Source organism: Caulobacter sp. 05T431, assembly GCF_056665975.1.
Genome location: NZ_JBFTKU010000010.1, coordinates 141,392 through 159,071 on the forward strand (window position 1 = coordinate 141,392; position 17,680 = coordinate 159,071).

General features: G+C 68.4%; 17 protein-coding genes. 8 read left to right on the forward strand and 9 right to left on the reverse strand.

Going from position 1 to position 17,680, the window contains the following annotated elements; translation table 11 throughout:
• Positions 1–59 precede the first annotated feature (59 nt).
• The 5 genes from AC1U89_RS11530 (at position 60) to AC1U89_RS11550 (ending at position 3,970) form a co-directional block, all read left to right on the forward strand.
• Entirely contained in the window at positions 60–536 is a 477-nt protein-coding gene (locus AC1U89_RS11530; RefSeq protein WP_479899838.1) for a GNAT family N-acetyltransferase, read from the forward strand.
• 118 nt (positions 537–654) lie between these two features.
• Positions 655–1,074 carry an Ohr family peroxiredoxin gene (locus AC1U89_RS11535; protein ID WP_479899839.1) on the forward strand — a complete coding sequence of 140 codons (420 nt, stop codon included), beginning with the start codon at positions 655–657 and terminating at the stop codon, positions 1,072–1,074.
• 83 nt (positions 1,075–1,157) lie between these two features.
• Positions 1,158–2,081, forward strand: a complete 924-nt coding sequence (locus AC1U89_RS11540) for a LysR family transcriptional regulator (RefSeq protein WP_479899840.1) — start codon at positions 1,158–1,160, stop codon at positions 2,079–2,081.
• A gap of 116 nt (positions 2,082–2,197) precedes the next feature.
• Entirely contained in the window at positions 2,198–2,644 is a 447-nt protein-coding gene (locus tag AC1U89_RS11545) for a helix-turn-helix domain-containing protein (RefSeq protein ID WP_479899841.1), read from the forward strand.
• Between the two features lie 78 nt (positions 2,645–2,722).
• Entirely contained in the window at positions 2,723–3,970 is a 1,248-nt protein-coding gene (locus AC1U89_RS11550; RefSeq protein ID WP_479899842.1) for an acetyl-CoA C-acetyltransferase, read from the forward strand.
• Positions 3,971–4,176: 206 nt separating this feature from the next.
• Here AC1U89_RS11550 and AC1U89_RS11555 read toward each other — a convergent pair whose 3' ends face one another.
• Entirely contained in the window at positions 4,177–4,644 is a 468-nt protein-coding gene (locus AC1U89_RS11555) for a MarR family winged helix-turn-helix transcriptional regulator (protein WP_479899843.1), read from the reverse strand.
• A gap of 147 nt (positions 4,645–4,791) precedes the next feature.
• On the opposite strand from AC1U89_RS11555, the gene AC1U89_RS11560 reads away from it, so the two are divergent.
• A complete protein-coding gene (locus AC1U89_RS11560) occupies positions 4,792–5,187 on the forward strand; it encodes an Ohr family peroxiredoxin (RefSeq protein ID WP_479899844.1) in 396 nt (131 codons plus the stop codon).
• A gap of 77 nt (positions 5,188–5,264) precedes the next feature.
• Here the strand turns inward: AC1U89_RS11560 and AC1U89_RS11565 are convergent, their stop codons facing one another.
• The 7 genes from AC1U89_RS11565 to AC1U89_RS11595 form a co-directional block, all read right to left on the reverse strand.
• Positions 5,265–5,687, reverse strand: coding sequence for a DUF1801 domain-containing protein (locus AC1U89_RS11565; RefSeq protein WP_479899845.1), 423 nt, complete (start codon positions 5,685–5,687; stop codon positions 5,265–5,267).
• A 20-nt stretch (positions 5,688–5,707) separates the two neighbouring features.
• On the reverse strand, positions 5,708–6,115 hold the full coding sequence (locus AC1U89_RS11570; protein WP_479899846.1) for a DUF1801 domain-containing protein: 408 nt from the start codon (positions 6,113–6,115) through the stop codon (positions 5,708–5,710).
• 12 nt (positions 6,116–6,127) lie between these two features.
• On the reverse strand, positions 6,128–6,343 hold the full coding sequence (locus tag AC1U89_RS11575) for a hypothetical protein (protein WP_479899847.1): 216 nt from the start codon (positions 6,341–6,343) through the stop codon (positions 6,128–6,130).
• 254 nt (positions 6,344–6,597) lie between these two features.
• Positions 6,598–7,029: an SRPBCC family protein gene (locus tag AC1U89_RS11580; protein ID WP_479899848.1), complete on the reverse strand. Its 432-nt coding sequence runs from the start codon at positions 7,027–7,029 to the stop codon at positions 6,598–6,600.
• Positions 7,026–7,349 (reverse strand): ArsR/SmtB family transcription factor, encoded by a 324-nt coding sequence (locus AC1U89_RS11585; RefSeq protein ID WP_479899849.1) that lies wholly within the window; start codon positions 7,347–7,349, stop codon positions 7,026–7,028. The genes AC1U89_RS11580 and AC1U89_RS11585 overlap by 4 nt, the downstream gene beginning before the upstream one ends.
• 795 nt (positions 7,350–8,144) lie before the next feature.
• Positions 8,145–9,683 (reverse strand): tryptophan halogenase family protein, encoded by a 1,539-nt coding sequence (locus tag AC1U89_RS11590; protein WP_479899850.1) that lies wholly within the window; start codon positions 9,681–9,683, stop codon positions 8,145–8,147.
• Positions 9,684–9,968: 285 nt separating this feature from the next.
• On the reverse strand, positions 9,969–12,356 hold the full coding sequence (locus AC1U89_RS11595; RefSeq protein ID WP_479899851.1) for a TonB-dependent receptor: 2,388 nt from the start codon (positions 12,354–12,356) through the stop codon (positions 9,969–9,971).
• 212 nt (positions 12,357–12,568) lie between these two features.
• On the opposite strand from AC1U89_RS11595, the gene AC1U89_RS11600 reads away from it, so the two are divergent.
• A complete protein-coding gene (locus tag AC1U89_RS11600; protein WP_479899852.1) occupies positions 12,569–14,818 on the forward strand; it encodes a beta-glucosidase in 2,250 nt (749 codons plus the stop codon).
• Positions 14,819–14,862: 44 nt separating this feature from the next.
• Here AC1U89_RS11600 and AC1U89_RS11605 read toward each other — a convergent pair whose 3' ends face one another.
• Positions 14,863–15,915, reverse strand: coding sequence for a LacI family DNA-binding transcriptional regulator (locus AC1U89_RS11605; protein WP_479899853.1), 1,053 nt, complete (start codon positions 15,913–15,915; stop codon positions 14,863–14,865).
• Between the two features lie 148 nt (positions 15,916–16,063).
• Here AC1U89_RS11605 and AC1U89_RS11610 point away from each other — a divergent pair, with 148 nt between their 5' ends.
• Positions 16,064–17,641, forward strand: coding sequence for an aldehyde dehydrogenase (NADP(+)) (locus AC1U89_RS11610; RefSeq protein ID WP_479899854.1), 1,578 nt, complete (start codon positions 16,064–16,066; stop codon positions 17,639–17,641).
• Positions 17,642–17,680 lie beyond the last annotated feature (39 nt).

Genomic DNA, 17,680 nt, shown 5'->3' on the forward strand with positions numbered 1-17,680 from the left:
AGGGGAGAAGGATTGGTCGACCATTGCGAACGTGGTCGAGTTTCTGCTCTCCTCACGGCATGCTCGCCGCCTTCGCCATCCGCCCCGTCCGCTCCGATGACGACCTGGCGGCGGTCGTCGCGCTGTTCCAGGACTATGTCGCCGGCCTGACCGTCGACCTGAGCTACCAGGACTTCAGCGGCGAGTTAGCCGGGCTGCCCGGCAAGTACGCCCCGCCGAGGGGTGAGCTACTGCTGGCCCGCGACGCGGCGGGGGCGCCGCTTGGTTGCGTCGGCCTGCGCCCCCTTTCCGACGATTGCTGCGAGATGAAGCGCCTCTACCTGCTGCCKGCGGCGCGCGGGCTGGGCCTGGGCAAGGCCATGACCGAGGCGGTGATCGAGACCGCCCGCGCCCTCGGCTACGACGAGCTGCGGCTCGACACCCTGCCCAGCATGACCACCGCGATGCGGCTCTACGACGCCTTGGGCTTCGAGCGCACCGCCCCCTACTACGCCCCGACGCCCGACGGCACGGTGTTCATGCGGCTGCAGCTCTGACGACGATTAGGCCCTTTTCGCCACCAGTGAAGCGACCTCCAGGCGGATAATCCTGGCGGCGTATCCCGCCTACCGGTGGGCTGCGGCGGACCGTCCGTCGCGCCACGGAGCGCCGAGCATGAACGTCCTCTACGCCACACAGGCCACCGCCCTGGGCGGACGCGCCGGCTGGGCCGCCAGCGTCGACGGGGTGGTGAAGGTCAAGCTGGCCAAGCCCCGAGCGCTGGACGGCATGGGCGGCGGCGCCACGCCCGAGCACCTGTTCGCCGCCGCCTACGCCGCCTCCTTCCTGGAAGCCCTGCGCGCCGCCGCGTCCGAGACCGGCTCCGTGATCACCGACGACGCCAACGTCACGGTGACCGTCGGCGTCGGCCCGCCCGAAGGCGAGGACGGCCTGGCGTTGGACGTGTCCCTGGCCCTCGACCTGCCCGACATCGACCGCGAGACCGCCCAGGCCCTGGCCCGTCGCGCCCACGAGCTTTGCCCCTATTCCCGCGCCCTGCGCGACCGTCTCGAGCCCCGGGTCTCGATCGCCTGACTTTGCCGCGCTCCGGACCTTGAGCCCAACGCCACAAGGCGCTTCGATGGAGCGCCCCGCGACTCAGGGCCAGGGGACCGTCCATGCCGCATATGCCGGACTTCGAGGCCTGGGCGATCTTCGCCAAGGTGGCCGACAAGGGCTCGTTCTCGCTGGCCGCCGAGGAATTGGGCCTGGCCAAGACCACCGTCTCCAAGGCCGTCACGCGGCTGGAGGAGCGGCTGCGCACGACGCTGCTGCACCGCACGACCCGCAAGCTGTCGCTGACCGAGAGCGGCCGCTCCTGCCTGGAACGCGCCCTGCGCATCCTCAACGACGGCGAGGCGATCGAAGCCGAGATCTTGGAGGAGGCCGCGATTCCGCGCGGCCTGGTGCGCTTCGCCTCGACCGGCGCCTTCGGCGTACGGACCCTGGCCCCGCTGATCCCCGAGTTCCTGAAGCGCTATCCGGAGATCGAGCTCGACTTCCACATCACCGACAACAAGGTCGACCTGATCGACGACGGCTATGACCTGATGATCACGATCGGCCAGCTCGCCGACTCGTCGCTGCGCGCCAGCCGCCTGTTCTCGCACCGGCTGCCGGTGGTGGGCGCGCCGGCCTTGTTCGACCGGTACGGCCGCCCCTCGCATCCCAGCGACCTGCTGAAGATGCCGTTGATGATCTACACTCACGTGCGGGAAGCCCAGGAGTGGCGCTTCTTCCATCCCGTCCATGGCGAGCACCTGGTGATGGTGGACGGGGCGATCCGGGTGAACAACGGCCTGGCGGGCGTGCCGATCCTGCTGGCGGGCCTGGCCGCGACGCTCCAGCCGGAGGTCTATATCTGGGACGAGCTCAGGGAAGGTCGGCTCGAGGAGGTGCTGACCGACTGGAGCCTGGTGCCCGTGCCCGTCCATATCCTCACCCCGCCGGGACGCGCGCGGCCGGCGCGCGTGCGGGTGCTGATCGAGTTCCTGCGCGAGCACTTCGCCAAGCAACCCTGGGCGCACGGCATCGAGACCTAGGGGCGGCCGATTAGTCCGCTTTGGGCAACAGTGAAGCGCCGCTTGGGTCGATTATCGCCGAACGCCGGTCCGCCTATCCCTGTCTCCAGGCAATCAAGCCGATCGGGAGTAGGGACATGGACGGGTTCAAGATTTCGGCGAGCGGCGTGCTGGCGGGCGATTGGGATAGCGCCTCGCGGGCGCCGGCCAAGGACCTGGCGCGCGGCGGCCTGGCGCCCTGGCAGGTGCGCACGCTGAACGCCCATATCGACGCCAATCTCGACGGCGACATCCGGGTCGAGGACCTGGCCGGCCTGGTCCGGCTCAGCGTCAGCCACTTCGGCCGGGCCTTCAAGCAGAGCTTTGGCCGCTCGCCCCACGCCCACGTCATAGCCGAACGTATCGCCCGCGCCCAGGTGCTGATGCTGGAGACCGCCGAGCCCCTGGCCCAGATCGCCCTCGACGTCGGCCTGTCCGACCAGAGCCACCTGTCGCGCCTTTTCCGTCAGGCGACCGGGGACACGCCCTTCGCCTGGCGCCGCGCCCGCTGGACGCCCGCCGGCGCCGGCGTGACCGTCCAATGACCGCGAAAAAGACGCTGGACTGACCCAAGGGCGCCGGGTGTGGGATCGGTTCAAACAATCGTTCCGGAGGAGGACGCCATGCCCGAAGCCCTGATCATCGACGCCTGCCGCACGCCGCGCGGCATCGGCAAGGTCGGCAAGGGCGCCCTGGCCGACTTCCACCCCCAGCACCTGGCCGCCACGGTGCTGAAGGCCCTGGCCGAGCGGAATAATCTCAACACCGCCGAGGTCGACGACATCATCTGGGGCACCAGCACCCAGCGCGGCAAGCAGGGCGGCGACCTGGGCCGCATGGCTGCCCTGGACGCCGGCTACGACATCCGGGCCAGCGGCATGACCCTGGACCGCTTCTGCGGCTCGGGCATCACCACGGTGAACCTGGCGGCGGCCTCGATCATGTCGGGCATGGAGGACCTGGTCATCGCCGGCGGGACCGAGATGATGTCCTACACCGCCGCGACGGCCGATCGCAGCTCGCCGGGCCTGCTGGACAGCGGCAACACCCGCCTGCGCGCCAAGCATCCGCAGAGCCACCAGGGCGTCTGCGCCGACGCCATCGCCACGCTGGAGGGCATTTCGCGCCAGGCCCTGGACGAGCTGGCCCTGGTCAGCCAGCAGCGCGCCGACCAGGCGATCCGCGAGGGCCGCTTCGACCGCGCCCTGGTGCCGGTGTTCCACGACGACGGGACCCTGGCCCTGGACCGCGAGGAGTTCCCCCGCCCCGAGACCACCCTGGAAGGCCTGGCTTCGCTGAAGGCCTCGTTCGCCCCCTTCGCGGCCGCGCCGATCGACGAGGCCGGCATGACCCTGGGCGGGCTGATCACCTCGGTCTATCCGGACCTGAAGATCGAGCACGTCCACCATGCCGGCAATTCGTCGGGCGTGGTCGACGGCGCGGCCGCCGTGCTGCTGGCCTCGCCGGCCTATGCGGCCAAGCATGGGCTGAAGGCCCGTGCCCGCATCGTGGCCATGGCCAATATGGGCGACAGCCCGACCCTGATGCTGAACGCCCCCGTCCCCGCCGCCCGCAAGGTGCTGGCCAAGGCCGGGCTGACCGTCGACGACATCGACCTGTGGGAGATCAACGAGGCCTTCGCCGTGGTGGCCGAGAAGTTCATCCGCGACCTCGCCCTCGACCGCAGCAAGGTCAACGTCAACGGCGGGGCCATGGCCCTGGGCCACCCGATCGGCGCCACCGGCTCGATCCTGGTCGGCACAATCCTGGACGAGCTGGAACGGACCGGCGGCCGCTACGGCCTGGTGACCATGTGCGCGGCCGGCGGCATGGCCCCGGCGGTGATCATCGAAAGGGTGCAGGCCGCCTAACGGCTACTGAAGTTCGACCACTTCCCCAAACGCTCGTCATTCCCGCCCTTGTGGCGGGAACCCCTCTCTCAGCCGCAGGTGCGGGCGAGTGGCGCGCCGGCGCGCCAAGGCATTTCACCATCGGCTGAACCAGGGGTTCCCGCCACAAGGGCGGGAATGACGGACGGATAAGGAGTGTCTGAAGCGTCGAACGCTCGAGACGTCCCCTACCCCTTCGTCGCGCTCATCAGGTTGTCGCGCAGCCGGGCCACCGAGGCCTGGAGCACTGGAAACGTCTCCTCGTCCAGCCCCGTGGCGTCCATCAGCGCGTCGCCGGGATTGGCCTCGACCACGCGGCGGCCGGCCGGCGTCAGGCTCAGCCGCACCTGGCGCTCGTCGGCGGGATCGCGCCGCCGTTCGACGAAGCCCATCGTCTCCATCTTCTTGAGGATGGGCGTCAGGGTGTTGGACTCCAGGAACAGCTTCTCGCCCAGCGCGCCCACGGTCTGGCCGTCCTCGTCGGCCAGGGCCACCAGGGCGATGTACTGGGTGTAGGTCAGGCCCAGCGCGTCCAGCAGGGGCTTGTAGGCGCGGCCGAAGGCCAGGTTCGCCGAATAGACCGCGAAACACAGGAACGTCGGCAGCCTGCGGCCGTCGGCGCCGGCGAGCGGCGGGGTCTTGGTGGTCGGGGACATGGGCGTCTCCAGAACGGGTTCGTTGCCCTCCTATATAAATCGTATCCGATTAAATCGGAAGTGCTTGACTCACATCGGAGGCGCGACTAGTTACATCGCATCCGATTGAAGCGGATACGATCAATCTAACCCAGAAGGAACTCTCCCATGACCGCCAAGGTTCTTTTCACCGGCAAGACCCACACCACCGCTGGCGCCAACGGCGCGGCCGTCAGCGCCGACGGCTTCCTGGACATCAAGCTGCCCCAGCCCCACCCCGCCGCCGAGAACCTGTTCGGCGCGGCCTGGTCGGCCTGCTATCTGGGCGCCCTTGGCCTGGTCGCCGGCCAACGCAAGGTCGCCCTGCCGGCCGACGCCGCGGTCGACGCTGAGATCGACCTGGTCAACGGGGCCGGCGCCTTCTTCCTGCAAGCGCGCCTCGCCGTCAGCCTGCCGGGCCTCGACCGCGATGTGGCGCAAGAGCTGGTCGACGCCGCCCACGCCGTCTGCCCGTATTCGAAGGCGGTTCACGGCAATGTCGACGTCGTCACCACCCTGGCCTAAGCGCCTGATCTGACGAAAACGACTTGGGCCCGCGCGGACGACCGGCGGGCCCAAGTTCTTTCCGGAAATCCCCGACTCTAGCCGCGCTTCTTCGCCGCCTTTGGCGGCTTGGACGCGTTCAGCGCCACGGCGGCGCGGATCAGCGCCTTGAACGCCGCCTCGTCGATCGCCTCGCCCTGGCGGAAATCGATCGCCCGCCGCGTGGCGCCCTCCAGGCTGGAATTGAACAGGCCCGAGGGGTCCTCCACCGACGCGCCCTTGGCGAAGGTGGTCTTCACGGCGGCCTTGTAGGTCTCGCCGGTGCAGATGATCCCATCGTGCGACCACACGGGGATCCCCCACTTCCATTCCTCGATCACGTCGGGATCGGCCTCGTGGATCAGCTTGCGGATCTTGGCCAGGGTCTGGCCGCGCCAGTCGCCGTCCAGCGCCGCGATGGCCTTGTCGATCAGTTCCGACGGCGGGCCTTCCACCGGTCCGCCCATCTGCTTCTTCATCATCTCACCTCGTGTTGGCGGGCTTACAGGCGCTCGCCGGGCAATTGGCTGGCTTGGAGGACCCAGTCGCTGAACTGGGCCTCGTCGAGCGGTTCATCCTCAAGGACGTGGAAATAGCGCACGTCCGGCTGCTTGGAGGCGACCGGCGGCGGCGGGCTCAGCGCCGCGCCGCGGAAGAAGGCCACCTTGACGTATTTCGCGTAGCAATGGACGGCCAGGAACCAGCTTCCGTCGCCGAGGCCGTAGAAGGGCGAGTTCCATTTGACCGCCTTGCGCACGTCGGGGACGGCCGCCGTGATCAGCCCGTCCAGCTTGCGCCCGACCGCGCTCTTCCAGCCCGGCATGGCCGCGATATAGGCCTGGATCGGCGCCTCGCCGTCGCCCTTGGCGATCTGCGGATTGCCGCCCGACAGCAGTTTGGGCTCGGTCATGGCGCCGATTCCCTATCCTTCCGCGCGTCGTCGTCCCTTGGCGACATACGGCAGCACGAACATGTACAGGCCGCTGACCAGCAGCAAGATCAGCGGGACCAGGGCGAACAGCCCGACCCAGGCCGGGGGCTGCCCCTTCATCATGACGATCATGTAGCCGATGACGCCGGCCGTGAAGGCGATCGACAGCCAGCGGTGGGTCTGGCGGATGAGGGTGTTGAGGTTCACGGGGTTCTCCTTTGAGGGCGAGGTCAAAAGCGGAAGGGGGATGACTAAGCTCGACATCACCACCCCTGCTGCCGTCATTCCCGCCCTTGTGGCGGGAACCCCTGGTTCAGCTGACGGCGAGATGCCTTGGCGCGCTGGCGCGCCACACCTCCGCACCTGCGGCGGATAAAGGGGTTCCCGCCACAAGGGCGGGAATGGCGAATGAGAGGGGGACTTGAAGGCGGCCGCCACCTCCAAGCTCCGCGAGGATGCCCCTAGTCCAGCCGGTCCAGCAGCTGGTCCAGATTGCCCAGGAACGACTTCCAGCCGGCGTGGGCGCCGCCATAGGCCTGCTTCTGGGTGGGGCTGAAGCCCGCCTGCTCCACGCGCAGATGCGTGCCCGTGGGCGTCGGGGTCAGGGTGAAGGTCACCACGCTCTGCAGCGCATAGGCCGGATCGGGATGCTCGTGGTTCCAGGTGTAGGCCAGGGTCTTGTTCGGCTCGATCGCCAGGACCTCGCAGTCCAGCACCCCGCCCCACTCGCCGCGCAGCTGGAAGCCGTGGCCCACCTGGGGCTTGAAGTCGTTCTTCATCAGCCATTCCTCCATCAGGTGCGGCTGGGTCAGCGCGCGCCAGAGCTTCTCGGGGGGATGCGCGATGTCGCGCTCGACGACGACGGTGCGCGTCTCGGTCTCGGTGCTGGTCATTGATCCATCCTGTTGAGCAGGTCTTCGAGGTTGTCGAACCGGGCTTCCCAGAACCCGGCCATGCGGCTTGTCCAGTCGACCAACGGGGCCAGGGCGTTCAGCTGGGCGCTGTAGTGCGTCTGGCGGCCCTCATGGCGGTCGCTCACCAGCCCGGCCTGTTTCAGCACGCCCAGGTGCTTGGACACCGCCGGCTGCGAGACCCCCGCCAGGGCCGTCAGMGCCCCGACCGTCTGCTCGCCGCCCAGGCACAGCCGCTCGAAGATCCCCCGTCGGGTGGGATCGGCGAGCGTCCGGAAGAGGATGTCGTGAGCGTCGGTCATGGGAACTGATAACTCGTTGGCTATGAGTTATGCATAACTGGCGAGTTATGGGTTCGTCAAGGGCCTTCTAGAAATCCGCTCATCCCGGCGAAAGCCGGGACCCAGATGGAATGACGGTGCGGCTGACGCCAAGAACGCTGAGCCAATCCGATCAGCCACCCGGCTTTAGGATCTGGGTCCCGGCATTCGCCGGGATGAGCGGGGGTTAGGGGGATACAGCGCGCTCAATCCCCGCGAACGCCGGGGCAAATCCCAACCCATTCAACGCCCTGCAAGAAAAGCAGCGTCACATCCGCCGCCGCGTTCAAACCGCCCGCATACTGATCCTCGCCCTGTCGTGGGGAGGACGTCCGGCCGGCGACCGATACGTGCGACAGGGGCGGTCGAGCGGGAAGCGCTCGTCGGTGGTTCTTGAGTGAACGCCTTCGCGGCGGTCCAGGGCAGGCTCCCCTCAGTCGGGACGAAGCCCTGGCGGCGAAGGATCGGCGGGCGCGGCAGGCCCGGGCTGAAATCGCCCGGGCGGTCCGGAAGGGGCGTCAACCTTCCGCCCGTCGGGGGCCTCCATCGGAGCGGGTTAAAAATCCGCGATCCGAAGGCTTCCGGAAAACGATCCGCGCGGAGCGACCAGACCCTGTCGAAACGGTACTCTGCAAACACACTCCTCCGGGCATGGCCCGGACGCTCCGCCGCCTCCCACCCGCCGGGTTTCCCGGTCGGGGACATGCGCTCGCGCGTGTCCCCAGGTCTTGGCGCCGTGGAGGCTGTTGGGGACACGCCGCGAGGGCATGTCCCCGGCTAACGCGCGTAGTACGCCTCGACCAGTTGCCGGTGCGGCGGCAGGTGCTTGAGCGCCTCGCGGGACGCCTCGGCGACCTTGGCGAAGTTCTGCTTTGCCATCGCGCCCTCGTCGTAGCGCCCCTCGACGGGCGCGAAGTCGGTGACCGCGTTCATGCCGTACAGGATGTACTGGTAGCTGGAGGGCAGGAAGGTCTCGAGGTCGACCAGGAAGTCGAACCGCGACACCGGGCGATGCTTCCACTGGGCCAGCAGGTCGCGCAGGGCCTCGGGCCAAGTGGCCGGATCGGCGTTGTCGCGCCAATACGGCTCGTCGCGCTTGGTCAGGCAGTAGTGCAGCTTGAGGAACGAGACGATCCGCTCGAAGCGGCCGACCATGGCGGCGTTGAAGGTGCGGGCGGCGGCGTCGCGGGCGGCGCGGTCGCGCAGCGGGAAGACCTCGGCGATCATCGTCGCGGCCACCTCGATCAGCATGATGCCGGTCGATTCCAGCGGCTCGAAGAAGCCCGCCGACAAGCCCACGGCCACGCAGTTGCCGATCCACTGGCGCTCGCGATAGCCGGTCTGGAACTTCAGCAGGCGGGCGTTCAGCCCGTCGCCGGCCTTGCCGACATAGCCGCGCAGAACCGCCTCGGCCCGCGCCTCGTCGGTATGCCGGCTGGAGAAGACGTAGCCGACGCCCCGGCGGCTATCCAGGCCGATGTCCCAGGTCCAGCCGGCCTCGTGGGCGGTGGCCAGGGTGTAGGGATTGATCGGCGCGTCCGGCGTTTCGTATGGGACCTGGATCGCCAGGGCCCGGTCGTTGAACAGCACGTCGTCGACCCGCTTGAACGGCGCGCCCAGGGCCTCGCCGATCAGCAGGGCGCGGAAGCCCGAGCAGTCGACGAACAGGTCGCCCTCGATCGTCCCCAGCTCGCCCGCCCGGATCGAGGCGATGTCGCCGGTCATGTCGCGGGTCACCCCGTCGACCTTTCCCTTCAGGTGCGTGACGCCCGCCTCGACCGCCACCCCGCGCAGGAAGTCGGCGAAGCGCGCGGCGTCGAAGTGGTAGGCGTAGTTCATCGGCCCCTGGAAGTCGGGGTCCTCCAGCCGCTTGGGCGCCCGCCCCTCGCCGATGATCGCGCCCTGCGTGGTCACCGCGTCGGCGAACGGCAAGGTTGCGCCGGCCTGGTGGTCCAGCAGCCAATACGGCGACAGATCGCGACCGTTGGGCCGGAGCGGCAGGTTGAACGGGTGAAAGTATTCGGAAGATTTCCCACGTTCCGAACGCTGCTCCCAATCCACGAACCGGACGCCCTGTTTGAAKGTCGCCGAACTCTCGCGCAGGAACCGCGCTTCGCTGACGCCCAGCTCGGCCAGGGTCGAGCGGATGGTGGGGAACGTGCCCTCGCCCACCCCGATKGTGGCGATGTCCGGAGCCTCGATCAGGGTGATCCTGGCGCCGTCCGGCCGGTCGGCGCCAAGGCGCTTGGCCAGATAGGCGGCGGTCAGCCATCCGGCCGTGCCGCCGCCGACGATGACGATGCGGTTCCCGGTCATGAGCGGCTCCTTGGAGACGCCTGGGGAGACGTCTGGAAGATGGGACGAAAGCCCGAGTCGGCCCCCGACGGGGCGGCCTGGAAAAGAAAAATCCCGGGTGACGGTCAGGAGCGCCGTCACCCGGGTCAGAGCGCAGTCTGGGAGGCAATACGCTCAAAGATAGGGGGGAGCGGCGCGCCCCTCTCGAGAAAGGACACGCCGCTCCTGAAGCGGGGTCCGGGGGGAGGACCGGGCTTCAAGCGGTCATCCCCGCCCGGCTGGGCCGGACGGGGACTTGGGATCGGCCTAGAACTTCGTCTTCAGACGAACACCCCAGGTGCGCGGCGGCTGGTAGACCGCCGTCCAGATCGGATCGTAGTTCGGCACGCCGGCGGCGCCGGCTCCGGTCTTGATGTTCTTGTCCTCGAGGTTCTGGACGAACACCTCGGCCGACCAGGGGGCTTCCGCCGGTTCGTAACGCAGGGTCACGTCCGTACGGGTATAGCTGCCCTGTTGGTCCGGCTTGCCTTGGTTGAAGTACGACAGCCAGCTCTTGCTTTCGAAGTGCGTGGCGATCCGCGGGATGATCCGGCCGTTCTCCAGTTCGAAGGTGTGCTCGTAAGCCACCGTGCCCGAGAAGTGCGGGGCGTGGGGCAGCTCGTTGCCCTTCAGCTGGACCGCGTGGGCCGCGTCGTTCGGGCCGATGCGGCCGTCGGCGGCCATCAGCTCGTCCATCTTGGTGTCCTGGGCGGTCGCCGAGATCTGCAGGCGGTCGTTGGCCGTCAGGTTGGCGGTCAGTTCGGCCTCGATGCCGTAGGCCTGGGCGCCCTTGGCGTTGGTCGTGACGACCTGCGACTTGTCGACCGTGCCGTCCGGCTTGAACGTCGTGACCACCTGGTTGACCTGGTAGCCCTTGAAGTCCTCGTAGTAGGCCGCGAGGTTCAGGGTCGCCCGGCCGTCCATGAAGCGGATCTTCGAACCGACTTCGTAGTTGGTCAGGGTTTCCGGATTGGCCAGCAGGCCGCCGTCCTCGATGTTGCCCGACTTGAAGCCGGTGCTGACGCTGCCGTAGACCAGCACGTCGTCGCTCACGTCCATGTCGGCGCGGCCGAGCCAGGTGAACTTGTCCCAGCTGCCCTTCACGTCGTTGTTGCTGATGCTGTAGCCGGGGCCCAGCAGGGCCAGCAGCTGGTCGGCCGTGGCGCCGCGGTCGCGACCGAAGATGCCGGTGTCGCAACGCGAGGGGACGCCGCCGCCCGGAAGAGCGGCTTCAGCGGCCAGACAGTCGTTGTAGCCCTTGAACGTGACGTTCCGGCCGCCCTGGTCCTGCTTGGTGTCGTCGGTGTAGCGCACGCCGCCGGTCAGGCGGATCGCGTCGGTCACGTGCCAGGTCGCCTGGCCGAAGGCGGCCTTCGATTCCACGGTGCGCTTGGCCTGGATGAAGCTGCCCGACCAGCTCATCGGACCGTCGCGATAGCCGTCACGCTGGTCGATGTCGAAGCGGATCGAGTTGTCTTCGTGGCTGTAGAAGCCGCCGATGATCCAGTCGACGACGTTGTCGCCCTGCGACTTCAGCTGGACTTCATGGCTCCAGGCGTCGTTGCGCGACCAGACGGTGTGGTTCTCGCCGAAGCCGCCCTTGCTCAGGACGCCGCCCTGGGTGACGCCCAGGATGCCGGCGTCGGCGTCGCTGTTGGCGCTGCCGCCCACGCGTTGCCAGCCGGTGATGTAGGTCAGGCCGACCTTCTCATTGATGGAATAGTCCATCGTGCTGCGCACGCCGTACGAGAAGCGGTCGCTTTCCGGAGCGGTGTCGATCAGGGCCGACCACTTCTTCTGGCCGGCGCGCGGGGTCTGGGCCAGGGCGATGATCGGGGCGCCGGTGTCCTGGTAGCCCTCGACATTGACGTTCCAGGTGAAGTTGTCGTTCGGCTTCCACAGGGCGCTCAGGCGGGCCGAGCGCTGGTCCTGGGCGTAGTACTTCTTGCCCTGGGTGACGAAGGCCGACGGGTTGACGCCCACGACGTTCGGCGGACGCTGGAAGTCGGCGTAGCCGTCGTGGCGCTCGGTGATCGCCGCCACGCGCAGGGCGAAGGTGTCCGACACCGGCATGTTGACCGCCACGCGGGCGCCCAGGCGGTTGTACGAACCGCCGACGATCTCGGCGTTGCCGTAGTAGTCGCCCAGCGTCGGCTTGGCGGTGCGGATGCTCACGGCGCCGACGGTGGCGTTCCGGCCGAACAGCGTGCCCTGCGGACCGCGCGCCACTTCGACGGCGTCCACGTCGTACATCAGCACGGCCGCGCCCTGGGCGCGCGGCGAGTAGATGCCGTCCACATAGATGGCGACTTCGGGGTCGGCCACTTCGGTGAAGGCGGTGTCGTTGCCGATGCCGCGCATGGTGATCAGGATCGCGCCCTGGTCGCCCTGCTGGTTGATGGCCATCGACGGCACGAACTTGGCCAGGTCGGTGACGTCCTTGACCTGTTGCCGGTCAAGCGCGGACTGGCCGAACGCGCTGATGGCGATCGGGGTGTCCTGCAGATTGGTCTCCCGCTTGGTGGCGGTGACCGTGATCTCTTCGAGTTGGGTGTTGTCGGCCGCCGCCGGAGCGGTCTGAGCCTGGACGGCGGTCGCGGCGATCATCGCCGCCACGGCCGACGAGCCGGCCAATAGGGTTTTGCGGAGCTTCATCTTCATCCCTCCCTGCGCGCGATCCTTTGTGGTCGCGACTTGCGTCTTGTGAATAGCTACAGTACGACAACGTTGTCAATCAGCTATCTATTTACGACTTAGTTGAAAGCGTCGTTTCGTTCGTCGTGATTAGTTGAAAATAGTCGCCGCACGGCAAGATTTGACAAAGAACGCCACGCGTATAGCTTAAGACGTAAATGGGAGGAAAAAGAATGAAGCGACAGCAAATGCGCAGCCTGGTGATGGCTCTGATGCTGAGCACGGCGCTGCCGACGGCCGCCGCTCACGCTCAGGCCGCGGCCGCGAGCGCCTCGAAACCTTGGATGAACCCCAAGCTGAGCGCCGATCAGCGCGCCGACCTGATCGTTGCGCAAATGACGCAGGACGAGAAATTGACCCTGGTGTTCGGCTATTTCGGTTCGAACCAGGAGAAACCCAAGTTCACGCCGCACGCCGAGGCCCGCATGGGTTCGGCCGGCTATATCCCCGGAATCGCCCGCCTGGGCGTGCCCCCGCAGTGGGAAACCGACGCCGGCGTCGGCGTGGCCACCCAGCGTGAGTCGAGCGATCCCTATCTGGAGCGCACCTCCCTGCCCTCGGGAATCGCCACCGCCGCCACCTGGAACCCGGAACTGGCCTTCAAGGGCGGCGCGATGATCGGTTCGGAGGCCCGCTCCTCGGGCTTCAACGTCCAGCTGGCCGGCGGCGTCAACCTGGCCCGCGACCCGCGCAACGGCCGCAACTTCGAATATGGCGGCGAGGACCCGCTGCTGGCCGGCACGATGGTCGGGGCTCAGATCAAGGGCATCCAGTCCAACAACATCATCTCGACGATCAAGCACTGGGCGCTGAACGGCCAGGAGACGAACCGCATGACGGTCAGCTCCAACATCGGCGACGCCGCGGCCCGCCAGTCCGACTTCCTGGCGTTTGAGATCGCCATCGAGCAGTCGCAGCCGGGCTCGGTGATGTGCGCCTACAACCGCATCAACAGCGTCTACGCCTGTGAGAGCGACTGGCTGATGAACGAGGTCCTGAAGAAGGACTGGGGCTATAAGGGCTATGTGATGTCGGACTGGGGCGCGACCCATTCGACCGCCAAGGCCGCCAATGCGGGCCTGGACCAGGAGTCGGCCTACACCTTCGACAAGCAGCCCTTCTTCGGCGCGCCGCTGAAGGCCGCCGTGGCCGACGGCTCGGTGCCGCAGGCCCGGCTGGACGACATGGCCAAGCGCATCACCCGCTCGATGTTCGCCCACGGCCTGTTCGACCATCCGGTGGTCAAGGGCCCGATCGACTTCGCCGCCCACGCCAAGGTCACCCAGGCCGACGCGGAAGAGGCCATCGTCCTGCTGAAGAACGACGGCGGCCTGCTGCCGATCGCCAAGAGCGCCAAGAAGATCGTCGTGATCGGCTCGCATTCCGACGTCGGCGTGCTGTCGGGCGGCGGCTCGTCGCAGGTCTTCCCGATCGGCGGCATGGCGGTGAAGGGCCTGGGCCCCAAGGGCTTCCCCGGCCCGATCGTCTACCACCCCAACTCGCCGCTGAAGGCGCTGCAGGCCCGCAATCCCGGCGCCCAGTTCGTCTATGACGACGGTTCCGACCCGGCCGCCGCCGCCAAGGCCGCCGCCGGCGCCGACCTGGTCATCGTCTTCGCCCACCAGTGGGCCGCCGAGTCGCAGGACTATTCCCTCACCCTGGCCGACAACCAGGACGCGGTGATCGACGCGGTGGCCTCGGCCAACGCCAAGACCGCCGTCGTGCTGGAAACCGGCGGCGCCGTGCTGATGCCGTGGCTCCCCAAGGTGGGCGCCGTGGTCGAGGCCTGGTTCCCGGGCACCAACGGCGGTGAGGCCGTCGCCCGCGTCCTGACCGGCGAGGTCAACCCGTCAGGCCGCCTGCCGGTGACCTTCCCCGCCAGCGCCGACCAGCTGCCGCGTCCCGTCATCGACGGCGACAACAGCAAGCCCGAGCTGATGGTCGACGCCAACTACGACATCGAGGGCGCGGCGGTCGGCTACAAGTGGTTCGACAAGAAGGGCCACCAGCCGCTGTTCGCCTTCGGCCATGGCCTGTCGTACTCGACCTTCGGCTATAGCGACCTGAAGACCAGCGTCGTCGGCGACAAGTTGACCGTCAGCTTCAAGGTCACCAACACCGGCAAGGCCGCGGGCAAGGACGTGCCCCAGGTCTATGTCGGGCCGAAGGGCGCTTCCACCTGGGAGGCCCCGCGTCGCCTGGGCGGCTTCAAGAAGGTCGACCTGGCGCCCGGCGCCAGCACCACGGTCAGCGTCGCCGTCGATCCGCGCCTGCTGGMGACGTTMGATTCCAAGGCCAAGACCTGGAACATCGCCGCCGGCGCCTATGAGGTGTCGCTGGGCGCCTCGTCCCGAGACCTGGGCGCCAAGGCCGACGTGACCCTGGCTGCCAAGACGCTGCCGGTGTCGTACGACGGCAAGTAGGACCTACGGCCGGGGACAGGCGCCTGCGCCTGTCCCCGATCCCGCTATTTCGGCGCCGGCCCGGTCGAGGCCCGCACCATCAGTTCGAACGGCACCAGGGTGTTGCCGGCGATCTGCTTCTCGCCCGCCGCGCTGGCCGTGATCAGCATGTCGGCGGCTTTCTCCGCCATCTTCGCCACCGGCTGGCGCACCGCCGTCAGGGACGGGGCGCTGAGGCGCACGCCGATCGTGTCGTCATAGCTGAGGATCGACAGGTCGCCCGGCACGGCCAGGCCGCGCGCCTGGGCCACGCTGACCACGCCCAGCGCCATCTGGTCGTTCGACGCCATGATCGCGGTCGGCGGATCGGGCAGGTCCAGCAGGGCCTGCGCCCCCGCCACCCCGGCCTCAAAGGTGAAGTCGCCCTTGTAGATCCGCGCGTCCGGCACGGGATGACCCGCCGCCTCCATGGTCGCCTGGAACGTCTCGACCCGCAGGATCGAGGACGAGAACTTGTAGTCGCCGGCGATCATGGCGATGCGCGTGTGGCCCAGGCCCAGCAGGTGCTTGGTCGCCTGGCGGGCGGCGGCGCGGTCGTCCATGTAGACCCGCGGCCCCTGCCCGCGCACCGGGGTGTTCAGGCGCACGAACGGGATGTTGCGCTTCTTCAGCGCCCCCAGCACTACCGGGTTCTCGCAGTTGGGCGGCGTCAGGATCACGCCGTCGGGTTGCAGCGACGACAGCACGGCGGTGATCTGCTTTTCCAGCTGGTCCGATTCGCGGTCCACCAGCTCGAACATCAGGTGGTAGCCAGACTGCTCGCAGCGCAGCATGGCGCCGTACAGCATCTGGTCGATCCACTCGTTGCCGCGCTCGCTGCGCCAGTTGTCCAGCGTCAGGCGGCGGTCGTTGAAGGCGACCAGCAGGTACGAACGCGACCCGGCCATGGTCCGCGCGGCCTTGCTGGGGCTGTAGCCCAGCTTCTCGACGGCCGCGAGCACGCGCGCCTTCAGGTCCGGGGTTACGTTGGGCTCATCGTTGAGCACCCGCGACACCGTCTTGACCGACACGCGCGCCTTTTCGGCGACATGGATGATCGTGGCCGGCCGCTTCGCCATTCAGAATCCGTTCCCCCCAAGGTTCGCGCCGAACGTAGCTTCCGTGAAACAGTCTGTCTGCCCCCACCCCGCTTGACGACGATGGGAGCGGTATCATTTAAGAGCCACGGCCAATTCAAACCCATTTCGACACCACGAGGAACGCGCCTTGACCATCACCGGTGAACTTCTGATCGACGGCGGCGCCCGCCCCGGAGCCGGCGGCCCGATCCTGGCGGTCGATCCCAGCACGGGGAACGCCCTGGATGTCACCTTCGGCGGCGCGACCAAGGCCGATCTGGACGAGGCCTGCGCCCTGGCGGCGGCGGCCTTCGGTCCCTACCGCGCCACCTCGCCCGAGCAGCGCGCCGTGTTCCTGGAGACCGTGGCGGCCAAGATCGAGGCGATCGGTGACGCGCTGATCGTCCGCGCCATGGCCGAGACCGGCCTGCCCCGCGCCCGCCTCGAAGGCGAACGCGGCCGCACCATGGGCCAGCTGAAGATGTTCGCCGGCGTGCTGCGCGACGGCGGCTGGCTGGAAGCCCGAATCGACCCGGCCCAGCCCGACCGCGCGCCCCTGCCCCGTCCTGACCTGCGCCTGCGCAACGTGCCGCTGGGCCCGGTGGCCGTGTTCGGCGCGTCGAACTTCCCCCTGGCCTTCTCGGTGGCCGGCGGCGACACCGCCTCGGCCCTGGCGGCCGGCTGTCCGGTGGTGGTCAAGGCCCACCCGGCGCACCCCGGCACCTCGGAACTGGTCGGCCGCGCCGTCCAGGCGGCGGTGAAGGAAGTCGGCCTGCCGTCCGGCGTCTTCGCCATGCTGCACGACGCCGGCATCGAGATCTCGCAGGGCCTGGTCGCCGACCACCGCATCAGGGCCGCCGGCTTCACCGGCTCGCGCCGCGCGGGTCTGGCCCTGACGGCCATCGCGCAGGGCCGTCCCGAACCGATCCCGTTCTACGCCGAGATGAGCAGCATCAACCCGGTCCTGCTCCTGCCCAACGCCCTGAAGGCGCGCGGCGCGGCCATCGCGCCGGAGTTCGTCGCCGCCCTGACCCAGGGCGCGGGCCAGTTCTGCACCAATCCCGGCCTGATCCTGGCCATCGACGGCCCTGAGCTGGACGGCTTCCTTACGGCAACCGCCGAGGTGATCGCCAAGGCACCGGCGGGCCAGATGCTGACCCCTGGCATCTGCAAGGCCTACACCGGCGGCGTGAAGGCGCTGGCCGACACCGCCGGCGTCACCCAGGTGGCCCACGGCCTTGAAGGCGGCCACGGCCAGGGTCGCGCGACCCTGTTCTCGGTGGACGCCGCCACCTTCCTGACCACCCCGCACCTGCAGGACGAGGTGTTCGGCGCCGCCTCGCTGGTGGTCCGCGCCACGGACCTGGCCCAGCTGATCCAGGTGCTGGCCGCCCTGGAAGGTCAGCTGACCATCGCCGTGCACATGGACGAGGCCGACACCGACCTGGCCCGCGCCCTGCTGCCGACCCTGGAGCTGAAGGCCGGCCGCGTGCTGGTCAACGGCTTCGGCACCGGCGTCGAGGTGGGCCACGCCATGGTGCACGGCGGTCCGTATCCGTCGACCTCGGACAGCCGCTCGACCTCGGTCGGCTCGCTGGCCATCTTCCGCTTCCTGCGCCCGGTCTCATACCAGAACCTGCCGGCCGCCCTGCTGCCGCCGGAACTGCAGGACGCAAACCCGCTGGGCATCGCCCGTCGGGTGGATGGGAAAATTCAGCTGGCCTAAGCCTCACGCACGGGTTGGGGACAGGCGCATGCGCCTGTC